The sequence below is a fragment of the Nostoc sp. 'Peltigera membranacea cyanobiont' 210A genome (assembly GCF_002246015.1).
Lineage (GTDB): Bacteria > Cyanobacteriota > Cyanobacteriia > Cyanobacteriales > Nostocaceae > Nostoc.
Window position 1 is genome coordinate 1,043,120 of the sequence record NZ_NOLJ01000001.1, and the last position, 19,418, is coordinate 1,062,537.

The 19,418-nt window shown below is 42.3% G+C and carries 15 protein-coding genes and 1 pseudogene; 9 read left to right on the top strand and 7 right to left on the bottom strand.

Annotated elements, in window-relative coordinates; translation table 11 throughout:
- Positions 1-13: 13 nt before the first annotated feature.
- Both CDG76_RS04315 and CDG76_RS04320 read right to left on the bottom strand, forming a co-directional pair.
- On the bottom strand, positions 14-724 hold the full coding sequence (locus tag CDG76_RS04315) for a hypothetical protein (protein ID WP_094347794.1): 711 nt from the start codon (positions 722-724) through the stop codon (positions 14-16).
- A gap of 151 nt (positions 725-875) precedes the next feature.
- On the bottom strand, positions 876-1,598 hold the full coding sequence (locus tag CDG76_RS04320; protein WP_094347795.1) for a Uma2 family endonuclease: 723 nt from the start codon (positions 1,596-1,598) through the stop codon (positions 876-878).
- A 412-nt stretch (positions 1,599-2,010) separates the two neighbouring features.
- Between CDG76_RS04320 and CDG76_RS04325 the strand changes: the two genes are divergently transcribed.
- Complete coding sequence (locus CDG76_RS04325; protein ID WP_094347796.1) at positions 2,011-4,614, top strand: ATP-binding protein; 2,604 nt, start codon at positions 2,011-2,013, stop codon at positions 4,612-4,614.
- Between the two features lie 27 nt (positions 4,615-4,641).
- Positions 4,642-5,631: a DUF4351 domain-containing protein gene (locus CDG76_RS04330; RefSeq protein ID WP_094347797.1), complete on the top strand. Its 990-nt coding sequence runs from the start codon at positions 4,642-4,644 to the stop codon at positions 5,629-5,631.
- Between the two features lie 149 nt (positions 5,632-5,780).
- Here the strand turns inward: CDG76_RS04330 and CDG76_RS04335 are convergent, their stop codons facing one another.
- A complete protein-coding gene (locus CDG76_RS04335; protein WP_094347798.1) occupies positions 5,781-7,358 on the bottom strand; it encodes an NAD(P)H-quinone oxidoreductase subunit 4 in 1,578 nt (525 codons plus the stop codon).
- A 601-nt stretch (positions 7,359-7,959) separates the two neighbouring features.
- Between CDG76_RS04335 and CDG76_RS04345 the strand changes: the two genes are divergently transcribed.
- Positions 7,960-8,226, top strand: a complete 267-nt coding sequence (locus CDG76_RS04345; RefSeq protein WP_094347799.1) for an addiction module antitoxin — start codon at positions 7,960-7,962, stop codon at positions 8,224-8,226.
- A 66-nt stretch (positions 8,227-8,292) separates the two neighbouring features.
- Positions 8,293-9,162: a hypothetical protein gene (locus CDG76_RS04350; protein ID WP_094347800.1), complete on the top strand. Its 870-nt coding sequence runs from the start codon at positions 8,293-8,295 to the stop codon at positions 9,160-9,162.
- Positions 9,163-9,275: 113 nt separating this feature from the next.
- Here the strand turns inward: CDG76_RS04350 and CDG76_RS04355 are convergent, their stop codons facing one another.
- The 3 genes from CDG76_RS04355 to CDG76_RS04365 form a co-directional block, all read right to left on the bottom strand.
- Complete coding sequence (locus tag CDG76_RS04355; RefSeq protein WP_094347801.1) at positions 9,276-11,384, bottom strand: NAD(P)H-quinone oxidoreductase subunit 5; 2,109 nt, start codon at positions 11,382-11,384, stop codon at positions 9,276-9,278.
- A gap of 198 nt (positions 11,385-11,582) precedes the next feature.
- Complete coding sequence (locus CDG76_RS04360) at positions 11,583-11,969, bottom strand: thioredoxin family protein (protein ID WP_094347802.1); 387 nt, start codon at positions 11,967-11,969, stop codon at positions 11,583-11,585.
- A gap of 606 nt (positions 11,970-12,575) precedes the next feature.
- Positions 12,576-13,292, bottom strand: coding sequence for an NnrU family protein (locus CDG76_RS04365; RefSeq protein WP_190240753.1), 717 nt, complete (start codon positions 13,290-13,292; stop codon positions 12,576-12,578).
- A gap of 212 nt (positions 13,293-13,504) precedes the next feature.
- Here CDG76_RS04365 and CDG76_RS04370 point away from each other — a divergent pair, with 212 nt between their 5' ends.
- The 3 genes from CDG76_RS04370 (at position 13,505) to CDG76_RS04380 (ending at position 17,302) form a co-directional block, all read left to right on the top strand.
- The gene (locus tag CDG76_RS04370; protein WP_094347803.1) at positions 13,505-14,518 is read left to right on the top strand and encodes a LysR family transcriptional regulator; all 1,014 of its coding nucleotides are present in this window, start codon (positions 13,505-13,507) and stop codon (positions 14,516-14,518) included.
- A 305-nt stretch (positions 14,519-14,823) separates the two neighbouring features.
- Positions 14,824-16,227, top strand: a complete 1,404-nt coding sequence (locus tag CDG76_RS04375; protein ID WP_094347804.1) for a serine/threonine-protein kinase — start codon at positions 14,824-14,826, stop codon at positions 16,225-16,227.
- A gap of 28 nt (positions 16,228-16,255) precedes the next feature.
- Complete coding sequence (locus CDG76_RS04380; RefSeq protein ID WP_094347805.1) at positions 16,256-17,302, top strand: PstS family phosphate ABC transporter substrate-binding protein; 1,047 nt, start codon at positions 16,256-16,258, stop codon at positions 17,300-17,302.
- Between the two features lie 92 nt (positions 17,303-17,394).
- Here CDG76_RS04380 and CDG76_RS37030 read toward each other — a convergent pair whose 3' ends face one another.
- On the bottom strand, positions 17,395-17,559 hold the full coding sequence (locus CDG76_RS37030) for a hypothetical protein (protein ID WP_190240766.1): 165 nt from the start codon (positions 17,557-17,559) through the stop codon (positions 17,395-17,397).
- Between CDG76_RS37030 and CDG76_RS04385 the strand changes: the two are divergent.
- Both CDG76_RS04385 and CDG76_RS04390 read left to right on the top strand, forming a co-directional pair.
- Positions 17,510-18,025: pseudogene (locus CDG76_RS04385) on the top strand (ABC transporter substrate-binding protein); the annotation flags it as partial. The gene CDG76_RS37030 and the pseudogene CDG76_RS04385 overlap by 50 nt on opposite strands.
- Positions 18,026-18,315: 290 nt before the next feature.
- Positions 18,316-19,362 (top strand): PstS family phosphate ABC transporter substrate-binding protein, encoded by a 1,047-nt coding sequence (locus tag CDG76_RS04390; RefSeq protein ID WP_094347806.1) that lies wholly within the window; start codon positions 18,316-18,318, stop codon positions 19,360-19,362.
- Positions 19,363-19,418 lie beyond the last annotated feature (56 nt).

A 19,418-nucleotide genomic window follows, 5' to 3' on the forward strand; every position in this document is an offset into this window, starting at 1 on the left:
CACACAACAGCAGCTAAGTTGGGCAGTTTTGGGTTAGTTGTAACTTAAGGTAATCAATGAAATCCAGAATTTCTGTATCAGTGAGTTGTAGACGCGATCGCTTGCCATATCTCTGCTGCAAATACTCCCTTCCCTGTTCTGGAGTCCAATTTAATTGGGCTAAATATGTGTCACTTTGAGCTATCAAAACTGCATGAATTTCTGATGCCGTTATATTAGCAGATATTTGGATTTCATCTTGATGTAAATTTTGAATACAATTAATTTTTAAACTTACTTTTTGTCCTAAAGCTTGCCAGTCAATTTCCCTGTGTCCATTCCAACTAACACCTATAGAACGATAAGTGACTGGATTATAAATTGCACAAAATACAATTGTTCTCTCTCCAGGACTGACTGCGATCGTCAATGGATGATGCAATTGTTCAGAAGTCAGGGCATCAAGTGAAAGCAACAAACTTTTAGAAAAGTAAGATTCACTTCCTGAGCGGATAACATAAGGTTTGTCTGCCAGAATATGCAAATCAGTTTTTTCTGCTTCTCCATGTGAAGTTTCCACTTTTTTATTAACTTCTATCCCTGTTATCACCCCAGTCAAGGCTCTTTCATAAATTGGGATTTGTCTTGTATCGTCGGATAGCATATACCAACAGTGATCGGGTTCTTTGCTGACAAAAACATATTGAGGTTTTGGGACTGCTCCAAATCCTAATTTAACTTCCATATTTTTGATGAAGGTTTTGGTAAATATATTTATTGAGGCAACCAGCTTTGACGATTTGTACCGTCAAGCAATGAGTTACTTTATAGATATAATTCCCTAGCCAACAAGCTAATTAACATTAAGGCAGCAAAAATCACAAAATTTGGTGCATCTAAGACAAAGTTTCTGGATCGACACCTAGCGCATTCAACCTTTGAATTAACATTTTCACCTGTTGTTCTGCTTCCACACGTCGCTGTTCTTCAAAAGCTGTGCGTTCTTCCGCTTCCCTGATGCGTTCTTCTGGTGTTAGCAATCTTTGCCCTTCTTCGTCATACCAGTACAGCCACTCCCGTACTATACCTTGATAAATTCCTCGTTCTCGCCCAATTCCTAAACCAATTTCTGGTAGCCAAACGGGATTTCCTGACATTAAGATATATTCCCCGTCAACTAAGCGATACACTTCCAAAGGTGTCTTTTTCCGCCGCAGGGGACTATACACAACGTAGTACAAAATTCCTAAATCTTTGGCATAAAATTCTTTCTTGATGCTATATTCTTCTCGATATATTTGAGAAACAACTTCTAGGGCTAAAATTGGCAGTTGCTTTTCTTCCCACAGCACATAACTTAGGCGTAAATCCTCATCAACGAAGCGTTTAACTCCTAAACTGAGAAATCCATCAGGGACAATAGCTGGTTTGTCAGGGTGATAATAAATACCCATATCAACACCAAAAAACCAATCCCAGCGATCGCACCAAACCAAAGCTAGTATGGTTTTTAGCAAGCCGGGAATTAAATTTTGGAGTTCATTATCCACAGCAGTATCATCTGAGTCGGGTAGTTCTTCGGAAGATGGCAAACAATGGAGCGGATTGTAGTTTAACATGAGCGGTTTTGCCAAATCTGATTCTAGATAGATTGTACGTAATCTATTGATGTGCGATCGCAGCGCAAGAATAAAGAAGCATTTTTAGCGTAGGCGTAGACATCGCCTTGTATCTCTCTTCTCAGTATCAAAATACTCATAAGTGTCAAATCTTTACATCAGATTCGTGGTTTTTCGGTACTGATTATCAGAGTGTCTAACTGACAATAGCAAAAAAGGGCCGAACTTTGTTCAACTAGAACATTCCAGAAGTCGCAGAGTATTCAATTTCATGGTGAATTTGGTAGCTGGGCTGATTACCTATACCTACCAGGAGAAAAAGTCTTTTCTCAACCTTGACTCAGAAAACGTGGCGCAGCTGGAAATTAGCTAATTTTCAGCCCAATTTTTGAGTTGTACCTAAGTATCAAATATGTCACCACAGATCCATTCACGAGTTTTAATCAAAAACTTCCTAACGGTTTTTTTGCCGTTGTCAGCTTTAGTTGGGGTTGTTATTGGAACTATCTATTACCAACAGGTACAAACCGAGAAAGTTCTGCTCAAAACAAATGAATTCCGTAAGGTAGATTTACAAACTAAAGTAATCAGCGGAGACTTTCACTCGGTTGTCTCAGATTTGATGGTTATCTCTAAACAAAACGAGCTAGAAAGAATTTTAGACGGAGTGGATGGACAACAACAGGCACTTTCTCAAGAATTTTTATTATTTTCTGGATATAAAAAACTTTACGACCAAATTCGCTTTTTAGATCAATCAGGTAAGGAAGTTGTCAGAGTCAACTTTAACCAGGGTGAACCAGCAATTGTCCCTGAAGAAAAACTGCAAGTTCAAGCCAAGCGCTACTGGTTTAATGACACTTTGCGGCTAAACCAAGGACAAGTATTTGTCTCTCCCCTTGACCTCAACATCGAACGAGGTCAGGTTGAACAACCTTTGAAGCCAATGATCCGCTTTGGCACTCCCGTTTTTGATCGCCGTGGAGAGAAACGAGGCATTGTAGTGTTAAATTATTTCGGCACAAAACTGCTGGACAATTTTAATCAAGCTTTCGCTAACGCCTCTAGCCAGGGAATGCTACTGAATGCCGATGGCTACTGGTTAAAAGGGGCGAAGCCTGAGGATGAATGGGGATTTATGTTTCCCAATCGCAAAAACCGCACTTTTGGCCAAGCTTTTCCCCAAGCATGGCAGCAGATTTCTCAAAAAGAATCGGGACAATTCCAAACTGCTGAAGGAATATTCACTTTTACTACAGTCTACCCACTAATCGAAGGGCAAAAATCCAGTACGGGAGCAGGACAGGCTTTTGCACCAAGCCAACATCAAATTGATACTAAAAAATCCTATTACTGGAAGATTGTTTCATGGGTGTCGCCAGAGACGTTGACAACCAAATCAAACCGATTTTTGAGTCAATTGCTACTGCTATATGCTGGCTTAGTAGGATTAACTGGCATTGGTTCTTGGCTACTAGCAAGAGCTAGTGTCAATCGTAATATGGCCCAGCTAGAGTTAAGGCAATCTGAACTTGAATTGCGAAAGCTAGTTGAGCGAGAAAAAATTCTTAAAACTCGTCTATCTAGTCAAATTCGCAACTCGCTGGATCTAAATACGATTTTGAGTACAGTAGTAGTTGAAGTTCGGGAATTGTTACAGATCGATCGATGCCAGTTTTTTTGGTGTCATCAAGAAGATGAATCTACCAGCTTGGAACTGAATCAGCAAGCTTGCGCTCCCGACTTAACAGAACCTTTAGGCTGTTCTCCCATCCAGAACGTGGAAGCCTTGAGTGAAGCTGTTATGCAAGGGAATTTGCTTTGTTTTGATGACATTGCGACAGATTCGTGGCTTGATTTCAAGAGTCGGAATTTACTGGTGACATTGGGCTTTAAGTCTCTACTAACAGTTTCAGTTCAAACTCAGTCGGGTCGCTTGGGTGTGATTGTCTGCGAACATAGTAGAGAGCTTCGTCCTTGGAGTGATGATGAGGTGGAAATTATTCGAGGTGTGGCTGACCAGTTAGCGATCGCCATTGACCAAGCCCAATTGTATAATCAAAGCCGCGCTGCTACTGCTGCTGCTACTACTCAAGCAGAACAACTCAACCAAGTTTTGCACAATCTCAAAGAAACCCAAGCCCAACTGATTCAGACCGAAAAAATGTCGAGTTTAGGTCAATTAGTGGCTGGAGTAGCTCACGAAATCAATAACCCAGTTAACTTTATCTACGGGAATTTGACCCATGTAAGTGAATATACACTGGGCTTGTTGGAACTGGTAGAACTTTATCAACAATCTAATGCTCATTCAACACCTGAAGTAGAAGCTCATATAGAAGCGATCGACCTTGACTTCATGGCTGAAGATTTACCTAAAATATTAATTTCAATGAAAATGGGAGCTAATCGCATTCGTGAAATAGTTCTATCCTTGCGGAATTTTTCTCGACTTGACGAAGCAGATATGAAGCCTGTCAACATTCATGAAGGTATTGACAGCACACTACTGATTTTACAAAATCGCTTCAAACAAACGTCTGGAAATGCCGGAATTGAAATAGTCAAGGAATATGGTGATATCCCTTTAGTAGAGTGTTATGCCGGACAACTCAATCAGGTGTTTATGAATTTGATCGGTAATGCCATTGATGCCCTAGATAGTTATAACAGTAAGCGAACTATTGAGGAGATAGAAGCTAAACCGAGCCAGATTGTAATTCGTACTCAGTTACGCAACTTGGATCGCATAACTGTAAAAATTGCAGATAATGGCTCTGGCATGACCGAAGCAGTTAAGCAACGATTATTTGACCCTTTCTTTACCACAAAAGCCGCAGGTAAAGGCACTGGATTAGGATTAGCAATTAGCGCTCAGATAGTCACAGAAAAACACAACGGAGCTATTTGGTGTATTTCGGAACCCGGACAAGGAGCAGAATTTTGGGTTGAGATTCCGATTAATCAAAGTTCTAAACTAGCTACTGCGAGTACTGCGACTCTATCCAGAATTTGATGCTACTCTGGAAAAATGAAAAATGACATGAATACTGATAGCGAACGCGCTGATTTTGATAGCCCTTGGAAAGAAATTATAGAAGCTTATTTTCCCCAAGCAATGGATTTCTTTTTTTCAGAAACTTATGCATTAATTGACTGGGAACGTCCTTATGAATTTCTAGATAAAGAATTTCAGCAAATAGCTCGTGAAGCTGAACAGGGCAAAAGATATGCCGATCAATTAGTCAAAGTTTGGCAAACTCAAGGGGAAGAACTTTGGTTATTAATCCATGTTGAAATTCAGACACAAAAAGAAGATAACTTTACCAAGCGGATGTTTACCTACAACTTTCGCATATTTGACCGCTTCGATCGACCAGCGATTAGCCTTGCAATTCTCTGCGATCCAAACCGCGAATGGCGACCAAGCAATTACAGTTACAATTATCCCAATACTCGCTTAAATTTTGAATTTGGCAGTGTTAAACTTTTAGATTACGAAAATCGCTTTCACGAATTAGAAAATAGCGATAATCCATTTGCAACTGTCGTCATGGCGCATTTGAAAACGCAGCAGACACGCTCATCACCCGAACAACGCAAAATCTGGAAATTTAGCTTAATTCGCAGACTATATGATTTGGGCTTAGAAGAGCAAGATATTCGTAATCTGTATCGATTTATTGATTGGGTTATGATATTACCAAAGGCATTGGAAAATCAGTTCTGGGAAGAGTTTAAACAATTTGAGCAGGAGCGGACTATGAGATATGTAACTACAGGTGAGCGCATCGGCTATGAGCGCGGAAAACAAGAAGGTAAACAAGAAGGTAAACAAGAAGGTAAAAAAGAAGGTGAACAACAGCTGATTTTAAAATTATTACAAAGACGAGTGGGAGAATTGTCACCAGAATTGCAAGAGCGCATCCAATCTCTTTCTTTAAATCAATTAGAAAACCTTGGCGAAGCTTTGTTAGATTTTACTGCTATGGAAGATTTACTTAACTGGTTGCAAACAAATCAATCAGCTTAAAATCTATTTTTATGAAAATTGTAAAAAACACATCTACTCGCTTACCCCATACAGTATTTTTTTAACTTAGTTCAGTGAGTAACAAAAAGGGCGGGTAAAAAACCCACCCTCAAAGCAATAAATATTTAAACTAAACTAGCGATCGCAACTTAATTACCAATTTGAGGCGCACTCAAAGAAACCTTTAGTGCATCATCTTTTTGCTGTGCTAATGTCGGCACGGAATCACGCAATCTTGCCGTCAATTGTACAGTTGTAGCGTCATACATCTGAGTCAGCAATTTTGGATAGAAACCAATACCAATAATTGGAATTAACAAACAGGCAATGATAAATACTTCACGGGGTTCAGCATCTATCAAAGCTTGGTGAGAAACTAATTCCTTGTTCTCTTCTCCGTAGAAAATTTCTCGCAACATTGACAGCAGATAAATCGGAGTTAAAATTACTCCCACTGCCATCAAGAATACAACAATCACTTTGAAGGTAGAGCTATAAGCATCGCTAGTAGCAAAGCCAACAAATACCATTAATTCTGCCACGAAACCGCTCATCCCTGGCAATGCCAAAGAAGCCATTGAACAGGTGGTAAACATGGCGAAAATCTTCGGCATTCTCTTCGCAACACCGCCCATTTCATCCAACATCAGGGTGTGGGTGCGATCGTAAGTTGCCCCTACAAGGAAGAACAAACTCGCCCCAATTAACCCGTGAGAAACCATTTGCAATACTGCCCCACTCAAGCCCAAATCCGTGAAGGAGGCAATCCCAATCATCACAAAGCCCATGTGAGAAATTGAGGAGTAGGCAATTTTTCGCTTCAGGTTGCGCTGGGCAAAGGATGTCAGGGCAGCGTAGATGATATTAACTACCCCCAAAACCACCAACACTGGTGCAAAATAAGCGTGGGCATCGGGGAGCATTTGGGCATTCATCCGAACTAAGGCGTAACCGCCCATTTTCAGGAGAATACCTGCTAATAACATGTGTACAGGGGCTGTAGCTTCACCGTGGGCATCAGGTAGCCAGGTATGCAAGGGAATAATCGGCAACTTGACGGCGTAGGCAATCAGGAAGCCAGCATAGAGGGCAAGTTGGAAATTCAGGGCGAAATCTTTTAAGGCGATCGCTCTCATGTCGAACGTCACCGTATCGCCGTAAAATCCCATTGTCAGGGCAGACAGCAAAATAAACAGCGAACCGCCAGCGGTGTATAAAATAAATTTGGTCGCTGCATATTGCCGCCTTTTGCCTCCCCAAATCGACAGCAGAAAGTATATCGGTACTAGTTCCAGTTCCCACACCAGGAAAAACAACAGCATATCCTGGACAGCGAACACGGCAATCTGACCGCCATACATCGCCAAAATCAAGAAGTAAAATAGCTTGGGCTTGAAGGTGACAGGCCAAGCTGCTAGAATCGCCAGCGTGGTAATGAATCCAGTCAAAATAATTAGGGGCATGGACAAGCCATCAGCCCCTACTGACCAATTCAAACCCAATTGTGGTACCCAAGGGTAACTTTCCACCAACTGCAAATCTGGATTGGAGAAATCATACCCAGTATAAAAAGCGTAAACAATTAGTGCAAAATCTATCAGCCCTACGATGAGGGAGTACCAGCGCACTGTTTTGCCTTCTTTGTCAGGGATGATGGGAAGAAGTAGCGACGCCGCTATCGGAAACAGAATAATCGTCGTCAGCCAGGGGAAATTAGCTATATTCATCACAATCAATCTGCTATCAAAATCATGTTTGGCAAAAAGTCACTAGTTATTAACTAACAGCTTTTTAGCAATTTTTCCTTCATTGTTAGGTTGATTTAATTAAATTGGCAATCCCCTATTTTGTATCCGAGGAGTCTATTTTTACTTGAGGCAATGCAGAATATCAGTTTAAATACTGGTAGTCAAGTCAAAAATTTACCCTAAAAAAAGCCGCTAAACTAGAATTTAAGGAATGTACGATCGCATAATCCAACCCATCGCTAAAAATACAATATGCTATTTGGTGGTTGTAGAGAAAAGGATTTAGTGTAAAAAAAGCATAACAGGAGAATTAACCCTATGATAATCGCACAAATTGAAAGTCAAATTCGTTATGTCACCAACGTAAATGGAGAAACAACAGATGTACTCATCCCTGTATAACTTTGGCAACAGCTTATAAGTTCGATAAGTTCTGATAACGTCAGTGGTTTAGCTTGGATTGATGAACAAGAGCCAAAAGCACAAATATTAACCGATCTGCAAGAGTCCGTGCGACAAGCAGCAGCAGGACAAACTTTCCCAGTTTCAGAGCTTTGGGACGATATCGAAGCCTAGATTTATGGCAGAAGTTCGCTTTACACCTCCCTTCAAACGCCGTCTCAAAATTCTGACTAAACGCTATCGGCAAATTCAAATTGACATTCAACCCATTATCCATCAGCTAGAGGCTGGAAATTTTATCGGCGATCAAATCTCTGGGATAGACTTGACTGTTTTTAAAGTTCGAGCAAAAAACAGTGATATCCCGACGGGTCAAAGTGGTGGATATCGGGTGATTTATCAGGTTGTCTCACCTGAATTTGTCTTACTTCTACTCCGAGAGTAGCTGGAAAATTTGTAAGATCAACTTCTAATAAGTTATACCAAGTAGTGTTGTCTATATAACATTTAAATGCCACTTCAATTTCCTCATTCATGGCGCTTTAAATATTCACCAGATTCTGTTATTCCTAATACAGCGATTGATGAATTTGAGACACTTATTGGCATAATAGTAGCTCAGGGAAATCGCTGGGAGTTACTGGAGTATTTTAAAGAGTGTTTTGCCCATGCAGTAGGCTCTACGAGTGTCTGGAGTACTTCAGAGAGTTGGGCAAGCACAGATTTACGGTCATCTTTGGAAGAGGCAGCTAAAAACTCACCCCTGTTTCTGGAGGCGTTCTACGAGGCGTGTGAGAATCTTCGGGATAAATATGCAATCCCTGACATTGAACGTATCAACAGTATTTGTCTTGAACATAAGATTGCTTATCAAATCCATCCACCAAAACTTGTGAAGCTATCCGAAGGTGAAGAAGCTATCCCTGTGGCCGAATCGCCATCAACCTTTACTGAGTCTGCAAAGCAACTCATTACTAAGTCTCTAAGCCGTTCTGAACAACTACTGATTGAAAATCGGGCTAGAGAGGCAGTTCAAGAACTGCTTTGGATTCTAGAATCAATTACAACTGCTTTTAGAGGTGAGCAATTACCATCTGGCACAATAATAAAAGGGACATACTTTAACCTAATTGTGAAGGAACTCCGCAATGCAAATGAAGGGACAGCAATCAAGTATATATTAAAATCTTTAGAAAGTTTACATGGTTATCATTCGTCACCAACTGGTGGTGGTGGTCGGCATGGACTTGATCTAAAAGAGGGCAAACCAATCACTCTTTCTGAAGGTCGCTTATTCTGTAATCTTATTCGTTCTTACATTTCTTTCTTTCTTACCGAGTATGAAATACTCATAAATAATGATGTGTCGGACAATTTCTAACAATGTGTTGCAGCGAATTGCAGCGACAACCGATTATTCAACTAACAGACATCAGAAAAACTTTGTATTCAAGAAATAATGTAGGGGCGGACATTTGCCCACCCCGATTAAAATTAGGTAACACCAAAAACAATCACTAAGCCCAAAACCGCCCCAAACACAATCAAGGCATAGAATTGAGCGCGACCGTTTTCTAGGTACTTCAGACCTTCACCGCTAACAAGGGTGAAAAAGCCTGTGAGGTTAACAGCACCATCGACAACGCGGAAGTCAACTTCCATAACTTGTCTAGCTACGCGACGCAAGCCGAGGACAAAAACCCGATGGTAAATGTCATCAAAGTACCACTTATTGAGGGATAACTCGTAAAGTGGTTGGATTTTAGCAGCGATCGCAGCCGGGTCAATTTTACGGCGCAAATACATCAGCGAAGCTAAGGTAATCGCAACCAAGGAAATTCCGACTGAGGCACCCGCCATAATGTAGAATTCCGTCGGATTGAACTCGGAAGCCTTTTCTAGAACTTCGGTGAGAGTTTCGCTAGGAGGAAAGATAAACTCTTCAAAATAATTGGCGTAGGGAGTTCCCACCAAACCAATGAAAATCGAAGGCACAGCCAAAAATACTAATGGCAGAGTCATTGTCCACGGCGATTCGTGAGGCGAGTCGCTGTGATGCCCGTGGGAGTCATGGGAGTCATGGGAGTCATGGTGTTCACCAGTGGCAGCCAATTCTCCTTTCTTCATTGCCCCAGGCCCAAAATTCGGGGCTAGTTCTTCTGACTCTAACTCCAGAACAATTGTCGCTGCCTTCTTGAGTTTTTCCTTGATTTTCTCGTCAGTACCCCGGAATTTGCCTTCAAATGTCGAGAAATACATTCTAAACATATAGAAAGCCGTAATCCCGGCAGTTAGCCAGCCGATGAACCAGAGGAGTGGATTAGCCTCAAAAGCCTTCCCTAGAATTTCATCTTTTGACCAGAAACCAGCAAAGGGTGGAATACCAGAAATTGCCAAGCAACCAATCAAAAAGGTAGTTGACGTGACGGGCATATACTTTCGCAGTCCGCCCATCAAGCGCATATCTTGAGCTAAGGCGGGGTCGTGTCCAACAACACCTTCCATACCGTGAATTACAGAACCTGAACCCAAGAACAGCATCGCCTTGAAATAGGCGTGGGTCATCAGGTGGAATAGTCCAGCACTGTAGGAACCTATTCCCATTGCCATCACCATGTAACCAAGTTGGGAAATGGTGGAATAAGCCAAGCCCTTTTTGATGTCGTTTTGGGTAATGGCAATGGTTGCCCCCAAAAACGCCGTAAACGCCCCAGTAAAGGCAATGACATTCATTGCGGCTGGAACGTCTTCAAATACTGGGTACATCCGGGCAATCAGGAAAACACCCGCCGCCACCATTGTTGCCGCGTGAATCAAGGCAGAAATAGGGGTGGGGCCTTCCATTGCGTCTGGTAGCCAGACATGGAGGGGGAATTGGGCTGATTTTGCAACTGGCCCTAAGAAAACTAAAATCGCAAACAGGACAGCGAGAAAATTGCTGATAGAACCTGATTCTACGAGTTGGGCGAGGCGATCGCCCATGATATTAAAATCAAAGCTTCCTGTTGCCCAGTACAGCCCCAAAATGCCGAGTAATAGACCAAAGTCGCCCACGCGGTTGGTTACAAAGGCTTTTTGCGCGGCATCGGCTGCTGACTTGCGATCGTACCAAAAACCGACCAGCAAGTAGGAACACATCCCCACAAGTTCCCAGAATATATAAATCTGTACTAGGTTGGGGCTGACCACCAGACCTAACATTGAGGAGCCAAACAAACTGAGATAGGCGTAAAACCTCACGTAGCCGGGATCGTGAGCCATGTAGCCATCGGTGTAAACCATAACTAAGCAGGCTACCGTTGTGACAATCACCAGCATTAGGGCTGTCAAGTGGTCAATAGTGTAGCCCATGCTCAGGTGAAAATTGCCAGCCGCCGCCCACTCAAAGGTGCGGAGATAAGGCGCGTGTCCTTGAATTTGACTCCATAACAAGGCAAACGACAGCCCCATAGCAGCTGCCATCATGGAGATAATCACCACAGCGTTAAGCTGCCGTAGGCGGTTTGTCACCTGATTCAACGAGATTAACCCTAGACCGACCAGCATTGCCCCAAAAAGAGGGAACACCGGAATCAGCCAGGCATACTGATAGATTACTTCCATCACTGACGCCTACTTTTAGAATTCTTGATTAGCGTGTCCAAACTGTTAATAATTGTGACACACACCCTTTAGGATAAAATAACCCACCCAAGGCTGATTGGGTGGGGTATTAAGCATGGTTTTAGATTTGCTCATCTGTCATTGGTCATTAGTCATTGGTCATTAGTCCAATGCCCCATGCCCCACACCCAATATCCATCAGGCTGACCGATACTCTAAGTCCACTGTTTTTGAACTTTTGTAGATTTTGGGGTAATTGCTGTAGCTGTCCTTAATCTCTTCTAAAGCTAGACGTAAATCTTCCCTGCCGCGAAAGCATTCCAAGCGATGGCGAACAGTGCCATTTTCAATCAATAGTAAAGTGGGTAGTGATTTTAGCCTATAGGTAGTAGACAATTTAAAATTTTGATCGGCGTTAACCCCGACTAATTTAATTTCATCCCCGCACTGGGACTGAAATTCTAACAACAGCGGGTGGATAACTCGACACAAGCCACACCAAGGTGCTTCAAAGTTAACTAAAACAGGAATAGGAGATTGTAAAACTTCTTGAGTAAATGTCCGCTCACTAACCGAGAACACCATGACGCCTCTTGGATTATAAGGTTTTTATATCAAACTAGCTATCAGTACTGAATTGAGTAGTGCTGAGTTCCGAGTTCTGGTTGCTGAGTAGAAGTCCATAACTAAAGTTAGCGGATTGAATGAGGAACTCGTTTCTTTTTTTTCTTAGAGTAAACCGGGGATTGGGACTAATTGCCAAGCAATGAATACTAAGTTGCTTGCTTTTACTCAGGATTTAGGACTCAGCTAGTGCTTCAGTGGAGGATTGGCAAGTCAGTAACTGCTGATAGATGCATTCAGGACAAAAATATTCAGGACACAGAATAATTGGCAAAAATTGAGCGTGTTAATGTGTCTCTGACAGAAAAGCCACCTTAGAAGTCGCGTTGGCTTTTTTGGATCTTAAACTCCTGATTGCCGTGACCGCTTGGGAATTTGACTGAATCTGCCACTTTCTTTCAAGGAAAGGCAACTGACCAACAACTACCAATATAAAATCTCAAGCTGACTGAACGCACCCTCCACTGAATAGATGTTTGAATTTATCCTACATTGATTTGGGGCAATTGATAAGCTGAAATTTCCATCTATTTCGGATTTTCTCCTGACACTGGGGATCGTCTAAAGTTACCATCCTACCCTACTAGTTACTTCCAGTAACAGAGGGTGTGACCACCAAAGCAAAGCGATAAAAATGGTAACTCCCAAATAGGCGGGGCGGAGAAATTCCTTCCATTTGAGAGATTGACGCCCGTCAATAATTGCTTTAAAGGGAATAATTGAAGTTCGCTGTTTGGCAATTTCAAAAGCTTCCCCATAGCGATCGCTCAAGCGGCGATCCCCATGCCAAACCCCAAACAAGTGATGCAATATCAATCCAATGGAAGTCACAAGGGTAAAGGTAGTACCCAGCCAGAGAGTGTGGGCAACACACCAAATTATTTGTCCTACCATCTGGGGATGACGGGTAATCCGAATAATTCCTGTTTCGTAGAGATGAACTTGGGGCTTTTGAATAGCAGCAATTTCTAGTAGATTGAAGGTAGCAGGATATAAAAACAAGAACGAGATTGCTGACAGCAGCCAAACAAATTCTCGCACTCCTGGCACCCCTTGTACCTGCCAAATTTGCAAACCATCATAACGGTGCCCAAAAAAGTAAATAATTAATATCACAGCCAACGGTAGGCTGACTAATGCAAAGAGAATGCGATAAAACCTTGGGCCAATATATTTTTCTGCCCAAGGGCGTAAAGCAGCGCCTCCACTGTGAGCGATCGCAAAAACTATTTGTAACCCCAGTATGACAAAATGACTGGGTGTCAACCAAGAAATCAGCAGCATATACACAGGTGAAGTAATTTAAAGAAAACTGAATTCAGTACAACCAATACCACAAAGTGTTCAAAAGGGGACTTTAGTCAAGATGTTGTGCTACTGTCTTTTTCGAGTCAAGCCTTCAAGTTTAATATGCAACAAATCATGTCCGGCTAATTGTTGCCAAACCGGATTTATTACGTGCATCTGCTCCTTTAAAAGTTTGTGGGTTGAGCCTTATGTCTGACCTTCCTTTCACTTTAGATCAGTTACGTATCCTGAAAGCGATCGCTCAAGAAGGAAGCTTCAAGCGTGCCGCTGATAGTCTTTACGTTTCCCAGCCCGCCGTTAGTTTACAAGTCCAAAATCTCGAACGGCAACTCGATGTCCCCTTGTTCGATCGCGGAGGACGACGCGCCCAATTAACCGAAGCCGGGCATCTACTCTTAAACTACGGTGAAAAAATCCTCAGTCTCTGTCAGGAAACTTGCCGCGCGATCGAGGATTTACAAAATCTCCAAGGTGGTACTTTGATTGTCGGTGCTTCTCAAACCACCGGCACTTATCTTTTGCCCAGAATGATCGGTATGTTCCGACAAAAATATCCAGATGTGGCAGTGCAATTACACGTCCACTCTACCCGGCGGACTGCTTGGAGTGTTGCTAACGGACAAGTCGATCTGGCAATTATCGGCGGTGAAATTCCCGGCGAACTGTCAGAATCTTTAGAAGTGATTCCTTACGCTGAGGACGAGCTAGCGCTGATTTTACCTGTCTTTCATCCTTTTACCAAACTTGAAAAAATCCAGAAAGACGACCTGTATAAATTACAATTCATTGCTCTAGATTCTCAATCGACTATCCGCAAAGTAATTGACCAAGTGCTAGCACGCTGTGAAATCGATACCAGACGTTTTAAAGTTGAAATGGAATTGAATTCCATTGAAGCGATTAAAAATGCTGTGCAATCTGGTTTAGGGGCTGCTTTTGTTTCAACTAGTGCGATCGCTAAAGAGTTACAAATGGGCGTTTTGCACCGTACTCCCATTGAAGGCGTTGTAGTCAAACGGACGCTGTGGCTGATTTGTAATCCCAATCGCTATAGATCCAAGGCCGCAGAAGCCTTTAGTCAAGAAATTTTGCCCCAGTTTGCTAACCCAGGATGGAATCAAGATGTGTTAAAATTAACACAAAAAAGTCTAGTGTTAACTACATTGGAGGTAGCAACACCCACCTCATCTGGTGAAGACTAAAATCAGGTTATTAGTCCCTTGTCATTTTTCCTTTGTTTTTTGTAAATGACCAAATAATTCGTAATGACGCTCCTCTGTCGCTAACTTAATTCGTAATTATTAACCCATTGTGTTCGTGCAGAGTGCTGTAGGCAAGCCAAGGGTTTGACATCAGGAAAAAAATTTCGTGTTCCTCATTAACAAATTTAGTTTCTCTGTAACCGGAACTAATTACGAATTACGTAGCTTGCTTCTTGCCATTCGCGTAGCATCTCGTAGAGAAGGCGAATATTATCAATTGCGAATTATTTTGACTAATCACGAAAATGGAAGTTTACTGCACTCGTCCGCGTTGTCCACGCCCACAAAACTATTTTGCCGATTTAGATGATGTTACGACACTAAAAACAACCCAGCAAAAGTATTGCACTACCTGTGGTATGCCATTGATGCTAGATGGTCGATATGTGCCAAGTAAACTGCTGGGAAGGGGCGGGTTTGGAGCAGCATTTTTGGCACGCGATCGCCGAATACCGGGAATGCGTCAATGCGTGGTTAAGCAGTTTCAACCATCGGGAAATTTAACCTTAACTCAACTGCAACAAGCGCAGTTAATGTTTGAAAGAGAAGCAGAAGTTTTATCACAGCTTGGTAACGATCACGAGCAAATTCCTGACTTATTTGCTTTCTTTCCAGTGATAGTTAATAGCTTGCAACCAGGAGAGCAAGACCAATTTTTTTACTTGGTGCAAGAATACATCAATGGGCAAACCCTAGAAGAAGAATTAGCTCAACAAGGCAAATTTTCTGAACAGCAAGTATTAGAAGTATTACAAGGAATTCTGAGGGTACTAGAGTTTGTCCATGACAGAGGCATTATCCACAGAGATATCAAACCTTCAAACATTATGCGTCGTCGTGATGGTAAACTTTTCTTACTAGACTTTGGCGCAGTCAAGCAAGTAACCAATGCTGCACTTGGTTCTGCTGCTTCTTCCACAGGAATTTATTCTATGGGATTTGCACCGCCTGAACAGATGGCTGGGGGGCAAGTATTTCCATCTACGGATTTATACGCTTTAGCTGTAACTCTGATTACCTTGTTAACAAATAAGGAAGCAATTCAACTATTTGATGCTTATAGTAACCAGTGGAAATGGCGATCTCAAGTAAATATCAACCCTCACCTTGCTGACATTTTAGACAAGATGCTGTTACCTGCGGCTAATCAGCGCTTCCAGTCAGCCCAGGAGGTTCTACGCGCACTTAACTCACAGGCGGCTCAAGCCGCTACACAACTTAATTCGCCCTCTGTAACCCTGCCGCCACAACCACCCCAAGCTTCTAACCCTGTTGTTCCCCGTCGTCCATCAACTCAACCAGCGTTTTCGACATTGGAATTATTGGGAGGGGCGGGATTTAGTGGATTTCAGGGTGCATTGATCGCGATCGCCCTTTTCAGTCTAGTAAAATCACCAATAGTTACTTTCAGTGTTGCATCTGTAATTTTAGGTATACTAATTTTTGCCCAAACCAGGCGGTGGATTGAAAAGTTCGATTTATTAATTATTCCCACAATTACTTTTGCGATTATTTTTTTTGTCCCCTTTTTACGGGGAGGTCTTGACCTTCAGTCAGTGGTGATTTTAGCAGTTGGAGCCGGCTTAGTAGCTATTTCATTGACAGCTGTATTTCGACTTATTTATAAATTATTATCTCTCTTACTTTAAAAAACTTCTGGTCTTAACAGCTACATAAATGTCTCAGAAAAACGAAACACTTAGTCTTTTTTTAGCCGTTGTCATTACTATTGGTTTAATCTTTGGTGGTCTATGGTTTCTTATGGAACGGTGGGCGCAATTAACTGGAACTGTTCCTAAAACTTCCGGGAATGGTAACACTGGTAATCCCATAAACCAATTTGTCAACAACAGATGTAACGTCCCAAACCTCCCAGAAGGGACATTCAACTATGGTGGTAGTACAACCTGGGCACCCATCCGTAAAGACGTAGACTCCGTACTAGAAAGCCTTTGTCCTCAATTTACTTTACGCTATACTCAACCTGCTTCAGGTCAAGCAGGATCTGGAACTGGTATTAGGATGTTGATAAATAATCAACTAGCTTTTTCTCAATCTTCCCGCTCAGTTAAAGCTGAAGAAAATACCGAAGCTAAACAAAAAGAATTTAGTTTGAAAGAAATTCCTGTGGCGATTGATGGTATTGCGATCGCAGTTAACCCAAATCTCAACATACCTGGTTTAACTGTCGCCCAACTTAAAGACATCTACACTAGCAAGATTACTAATTGGCAACAAGTGGGTGGGCCAAATTTACCAATCAAAATCTATTCTCGCAACAAAGAAGCTGGCGGTACAGTGGAATTCTTTATCGAAAATGTTTTAAATAAAGAAAATTTTGGTACTAACGTTAGTTATGTTGGCACAACCACAGAAGCAGTACGAAAAGTAGCCGCGAATAGTGGCGCAATTTATTATGCTTCTGCCCCAGAGGTTGTACCGCAATGTACTATTAAGTCGCTACCATTAGGGCGAATCAGCGGTCAATTTGTGCCTCCTTACCAACAACCTGTTGTATCTCCATCTGAATGTCCCAGTAAACGTAACCAGTTGAATAGTCAAGCATTTCGTAGTGGAGACTATGCAATTACCCGCAATTTATTTGTAATCGTTAAACAGAATGGTCAAACAGATCAGCAAGCTGGCGAAGCTTATGCAAATTGGCTGCTGACACCTCAAGGTCAAGAACTGATCGAAAAAGCTGGATTCGTTAGAATTAAATGAGCAAAATGGTTATATTTAGCCAAATAATCAAATATTAAATATTTTTACTTTATTTAAACTTGTTCATGTCACAAAAGAATGAAACCACAATTTTAGCTTTGGCTCTGCTGCTGACAGTTGGCATCGTTGGCGGTGGTTTTTGGTGGTTTAGTAACAATGGGGCCAAAATCGGTAATAACATCGTTCCAAATCAGGAACCAGGAAGCAGAACAAGCAACTAAACAAGGTGCAGAAGTGTTGATGTTGGCTGCTAACACTGAAACTTTGGATAAAGCGCTGCAAGTAGTTTAGATTAACCAGAAACGGTTAACTCTACTGGGGGGAGATGATGTTTACACTGCTAAAACTTTGGAAATGGGCAGAGAACAAGCTGTGGGGATAGTAGTAGCTGTTCCCTGGCATATTGATAGCGATCCTAAGTCAGATTTTCCCCAGAAATCGCGGCAGTTATGGGGCGGTGATGTCAGTTGGCGAAGTGCCCTCAGCTATGATGCCACTGTAGCTCTAATTGCGGCATTAGAACGTAATCCTACGCGATCTGGAGTCCAACAAGCACTCTTGTCATCTGACTTTTCTGCTACTGGTGCTTCTGGTACAATTCGGTTTTTAGCATCAGGCGATGTCTACGACGGGCTACGCCTACGCAATGCGCCAGTCCAACTTGTAAAAATTGTTCCTGGTTCTCGCTCTCGCACTGGTTATGACTTTGAACCAGTGCGTTAATCAGCAATAAAAAATTAAAAATTAACCAATACTTAACCTGGAAAACCTCTCAAGATGGGAAATTGAGTTTTATGGGGAAAAATCTTACTGTCAATTTATTCTTACCACCACTCAAACCTTGAGATAAAAGACGAATAATCCAGATGAAATTTATTATACCTTGACTTCTAAATTACTCAGAAGTTAGGATTTGCTAACAAAATCCCCGTCCTCCAAATACAATCTCAAGTAGTAAGCACTTGTCAAGTCAAGCACTTATATTGAATGGACGCGCGGGTAATTATACTATTATGTCCCAAAAAAATGAAACAACTATTCTTGTATTATCCATCCTAATCACCGTCGGGCTAATAGCTGGCGGTTTTTGGTGGTTTACGAGAAAATCTGGTGTCGATTTAAATACAATTAATCCTGGTAGTACCAAAACGCCCCAAGCCGGATCGGAACAACCTAGTGGCAATACTTTCACTTCAGTAAAGGATGTTCCTACAGGATTATTCAATTACGGAGGCAGTACATCTTGGGCACCGATTCGACTAGTAGTCGATCCAGCAATTCAAGCCGCGCGGCCAGAGTTACGGCTGCGCTATGTAGAACCCAGCAATGCATCGCCTGGTTCTGGTACTGGCATTCAGTCCTTGATAGACGGTCAACTGGCTTTTGCCCAGTCCTCCCGACCAGTTCTAGATCAGGAATTAAGCCGTGCCCAGCAGCGTGGGTTCAGTTTGAAACAAATTCCTGTGGCAATTGATGGTTTAGCGGTTGCAGTTAACCCCAACCTGAATATTCCAGGACTAACAGTAGAACAGTTAAAGTCAATTTACACAGGCAAAGTCAATAATTGGAGCCAGGTGGGCGGCCCCAATATCCCGATCAAGCCCTATTCCCGCCGCATTGCTGATGGCGGTACTGTCGAACTTTTTGTCCAAGACATCTTGGGTGGTCAAGCTTTCAGCTCCAATGTAGAATTTATCTCCACAACCACCCAAGCCTTGCAAAAATTGGCTGATAGTCCTGGTAGCATCTATTACGCTTCTGCCCCAGAGGTGATTCCTCAATGCTCAATCAAGTCCTTGCCGTTGGGGCGCACACAAGGACAATACATTGCTCCATACCAAGAACCTTCTGTCCTCCCGTCTGAATGTCCTGGTAAACGGAACAAGTTGAACATTGAGTCCTTCCAATCAGGAAAATACCCGATTACCCGTAATCTGTTTGTGGTGGTCAAACAGAATGGTCAGATTGAGCAGCAAGCAGGTGTCGCTTACGCCAACTTACTGCTGACTGAGCAGGGACAGCAACTGATTACCCAAGCGGGATTTGTCAAAATTCGCTGACACCTGCGAATCGCACTCAAGACAGAGTGGCGGAAATCGCCGCTCTGAACTGTACC

What these genes read in the sequence shown, in the direction of transcription:
- CDG76_RS04325 (WP_094347796.1), top strand. Translation starts at nt 2,011, where the DNA reads ATGTCACCACAGATCCATTCACGAGTTTTAATCAAAAACTTCCTAACG.
- CDG76_RS04365 (WP_190240753.1), bottom strand. Translation starts at nt 13,292, where the DNA reads ATGCTGCTGATTTCTTGGTTGACACCCAGTCATTTTGTCATACTGGGG.
- CDG76_RS04370 (WP_094347803.1), top strand. Translation starts at nt 13,505, where the DNA reads ATGTCTGACCTTCCTTTCACTTTAGATCAGTTACGTATCCTGAAAGCG.
- CDG76_RS04320 (WP_094347795.1), bottom strand. Translation starts at nt 1,598, where the DNA reads ATGTTAAACTACAATCCGCTCCATTGTTTGCCATCTTCCGAAGAACTA.
- CDG76_RS04335 (WP_094347798.1), bottom strand. Translation starts at nt 7,358, where the DNA reads ATGAATATAGCTAATTTCCCCTGGCTGACGACGATTATTCTGTTTCCG.
- CDG76_RS04380 (WP_094347805.1), top strand. Translation starts at nt 16,256, where the DNA reads ATGTCTCAGAAAAACGAAACACTTAGTCTTTTTTTAGCCGTTGTCATT.
- CDG76_RS04360 (WP_094347802.1), bottom strand. Translation starts at nt 11,969, where the DNA reads ATGGTGTTCTCGGTTAGTGAGCGGACATTTACTCAAGAAGTTTTACAA.
- CDG76_RS04350 (WP_094347800.1), top strand. Translation starts at nt 8,293, where the DNA reads ATGCCACTTCAATTTCCTCATTCATGGCGCTTTAAATATTCACCAGAT.
- CDG76_RS04390 (WP_094347806.1), top strand. Translation starts at nt 18,316, where the DNA reads ATGTCCCAAAAAAATGAAACAACTATTCTTGTATTATCCATCCTAATC.
- CDG76_RS04355 (WP_094347801.1), bottom strand. Translation starts at nt 11,384, where the DNA reads ATGGAAGTAATCTATCAGTATGCCTGGCTGATTCCGGTGTTCCCTCTT.
- CDG76_RS04315 (WP_094347794.1), bottom strand. Translation starts at nt 724, where the DNA reads ATGGAAGTTAAATTAGGATTTGGAGCAGTCCCAAAACCTCAATATGTT.
- CDG76_RS04345 (WP_094347799.1), top strand. Translation starts at nt 7,960, where the DNA reads ATGGCAGAAGTTCGCTTTACACCTCCCTTCAAACGCCGTCTCAAAATT.
- CDG76_RS04375 (WP_094347804.1), top strand. Translation starts at nt 14,824, where the DNA reads ATGGAAGTTTACTGCACTCGTCCGCGTTGTCCACGCCCACAAAACTAT.
- CDG76_RS04330 (WP_094347797.1), top strand. Translation starts at nt 4,642, where the DNA reads ATGAATACTGATAGCGAACGCGCTGATTTTGATAGCCCTTGGAAAGAA.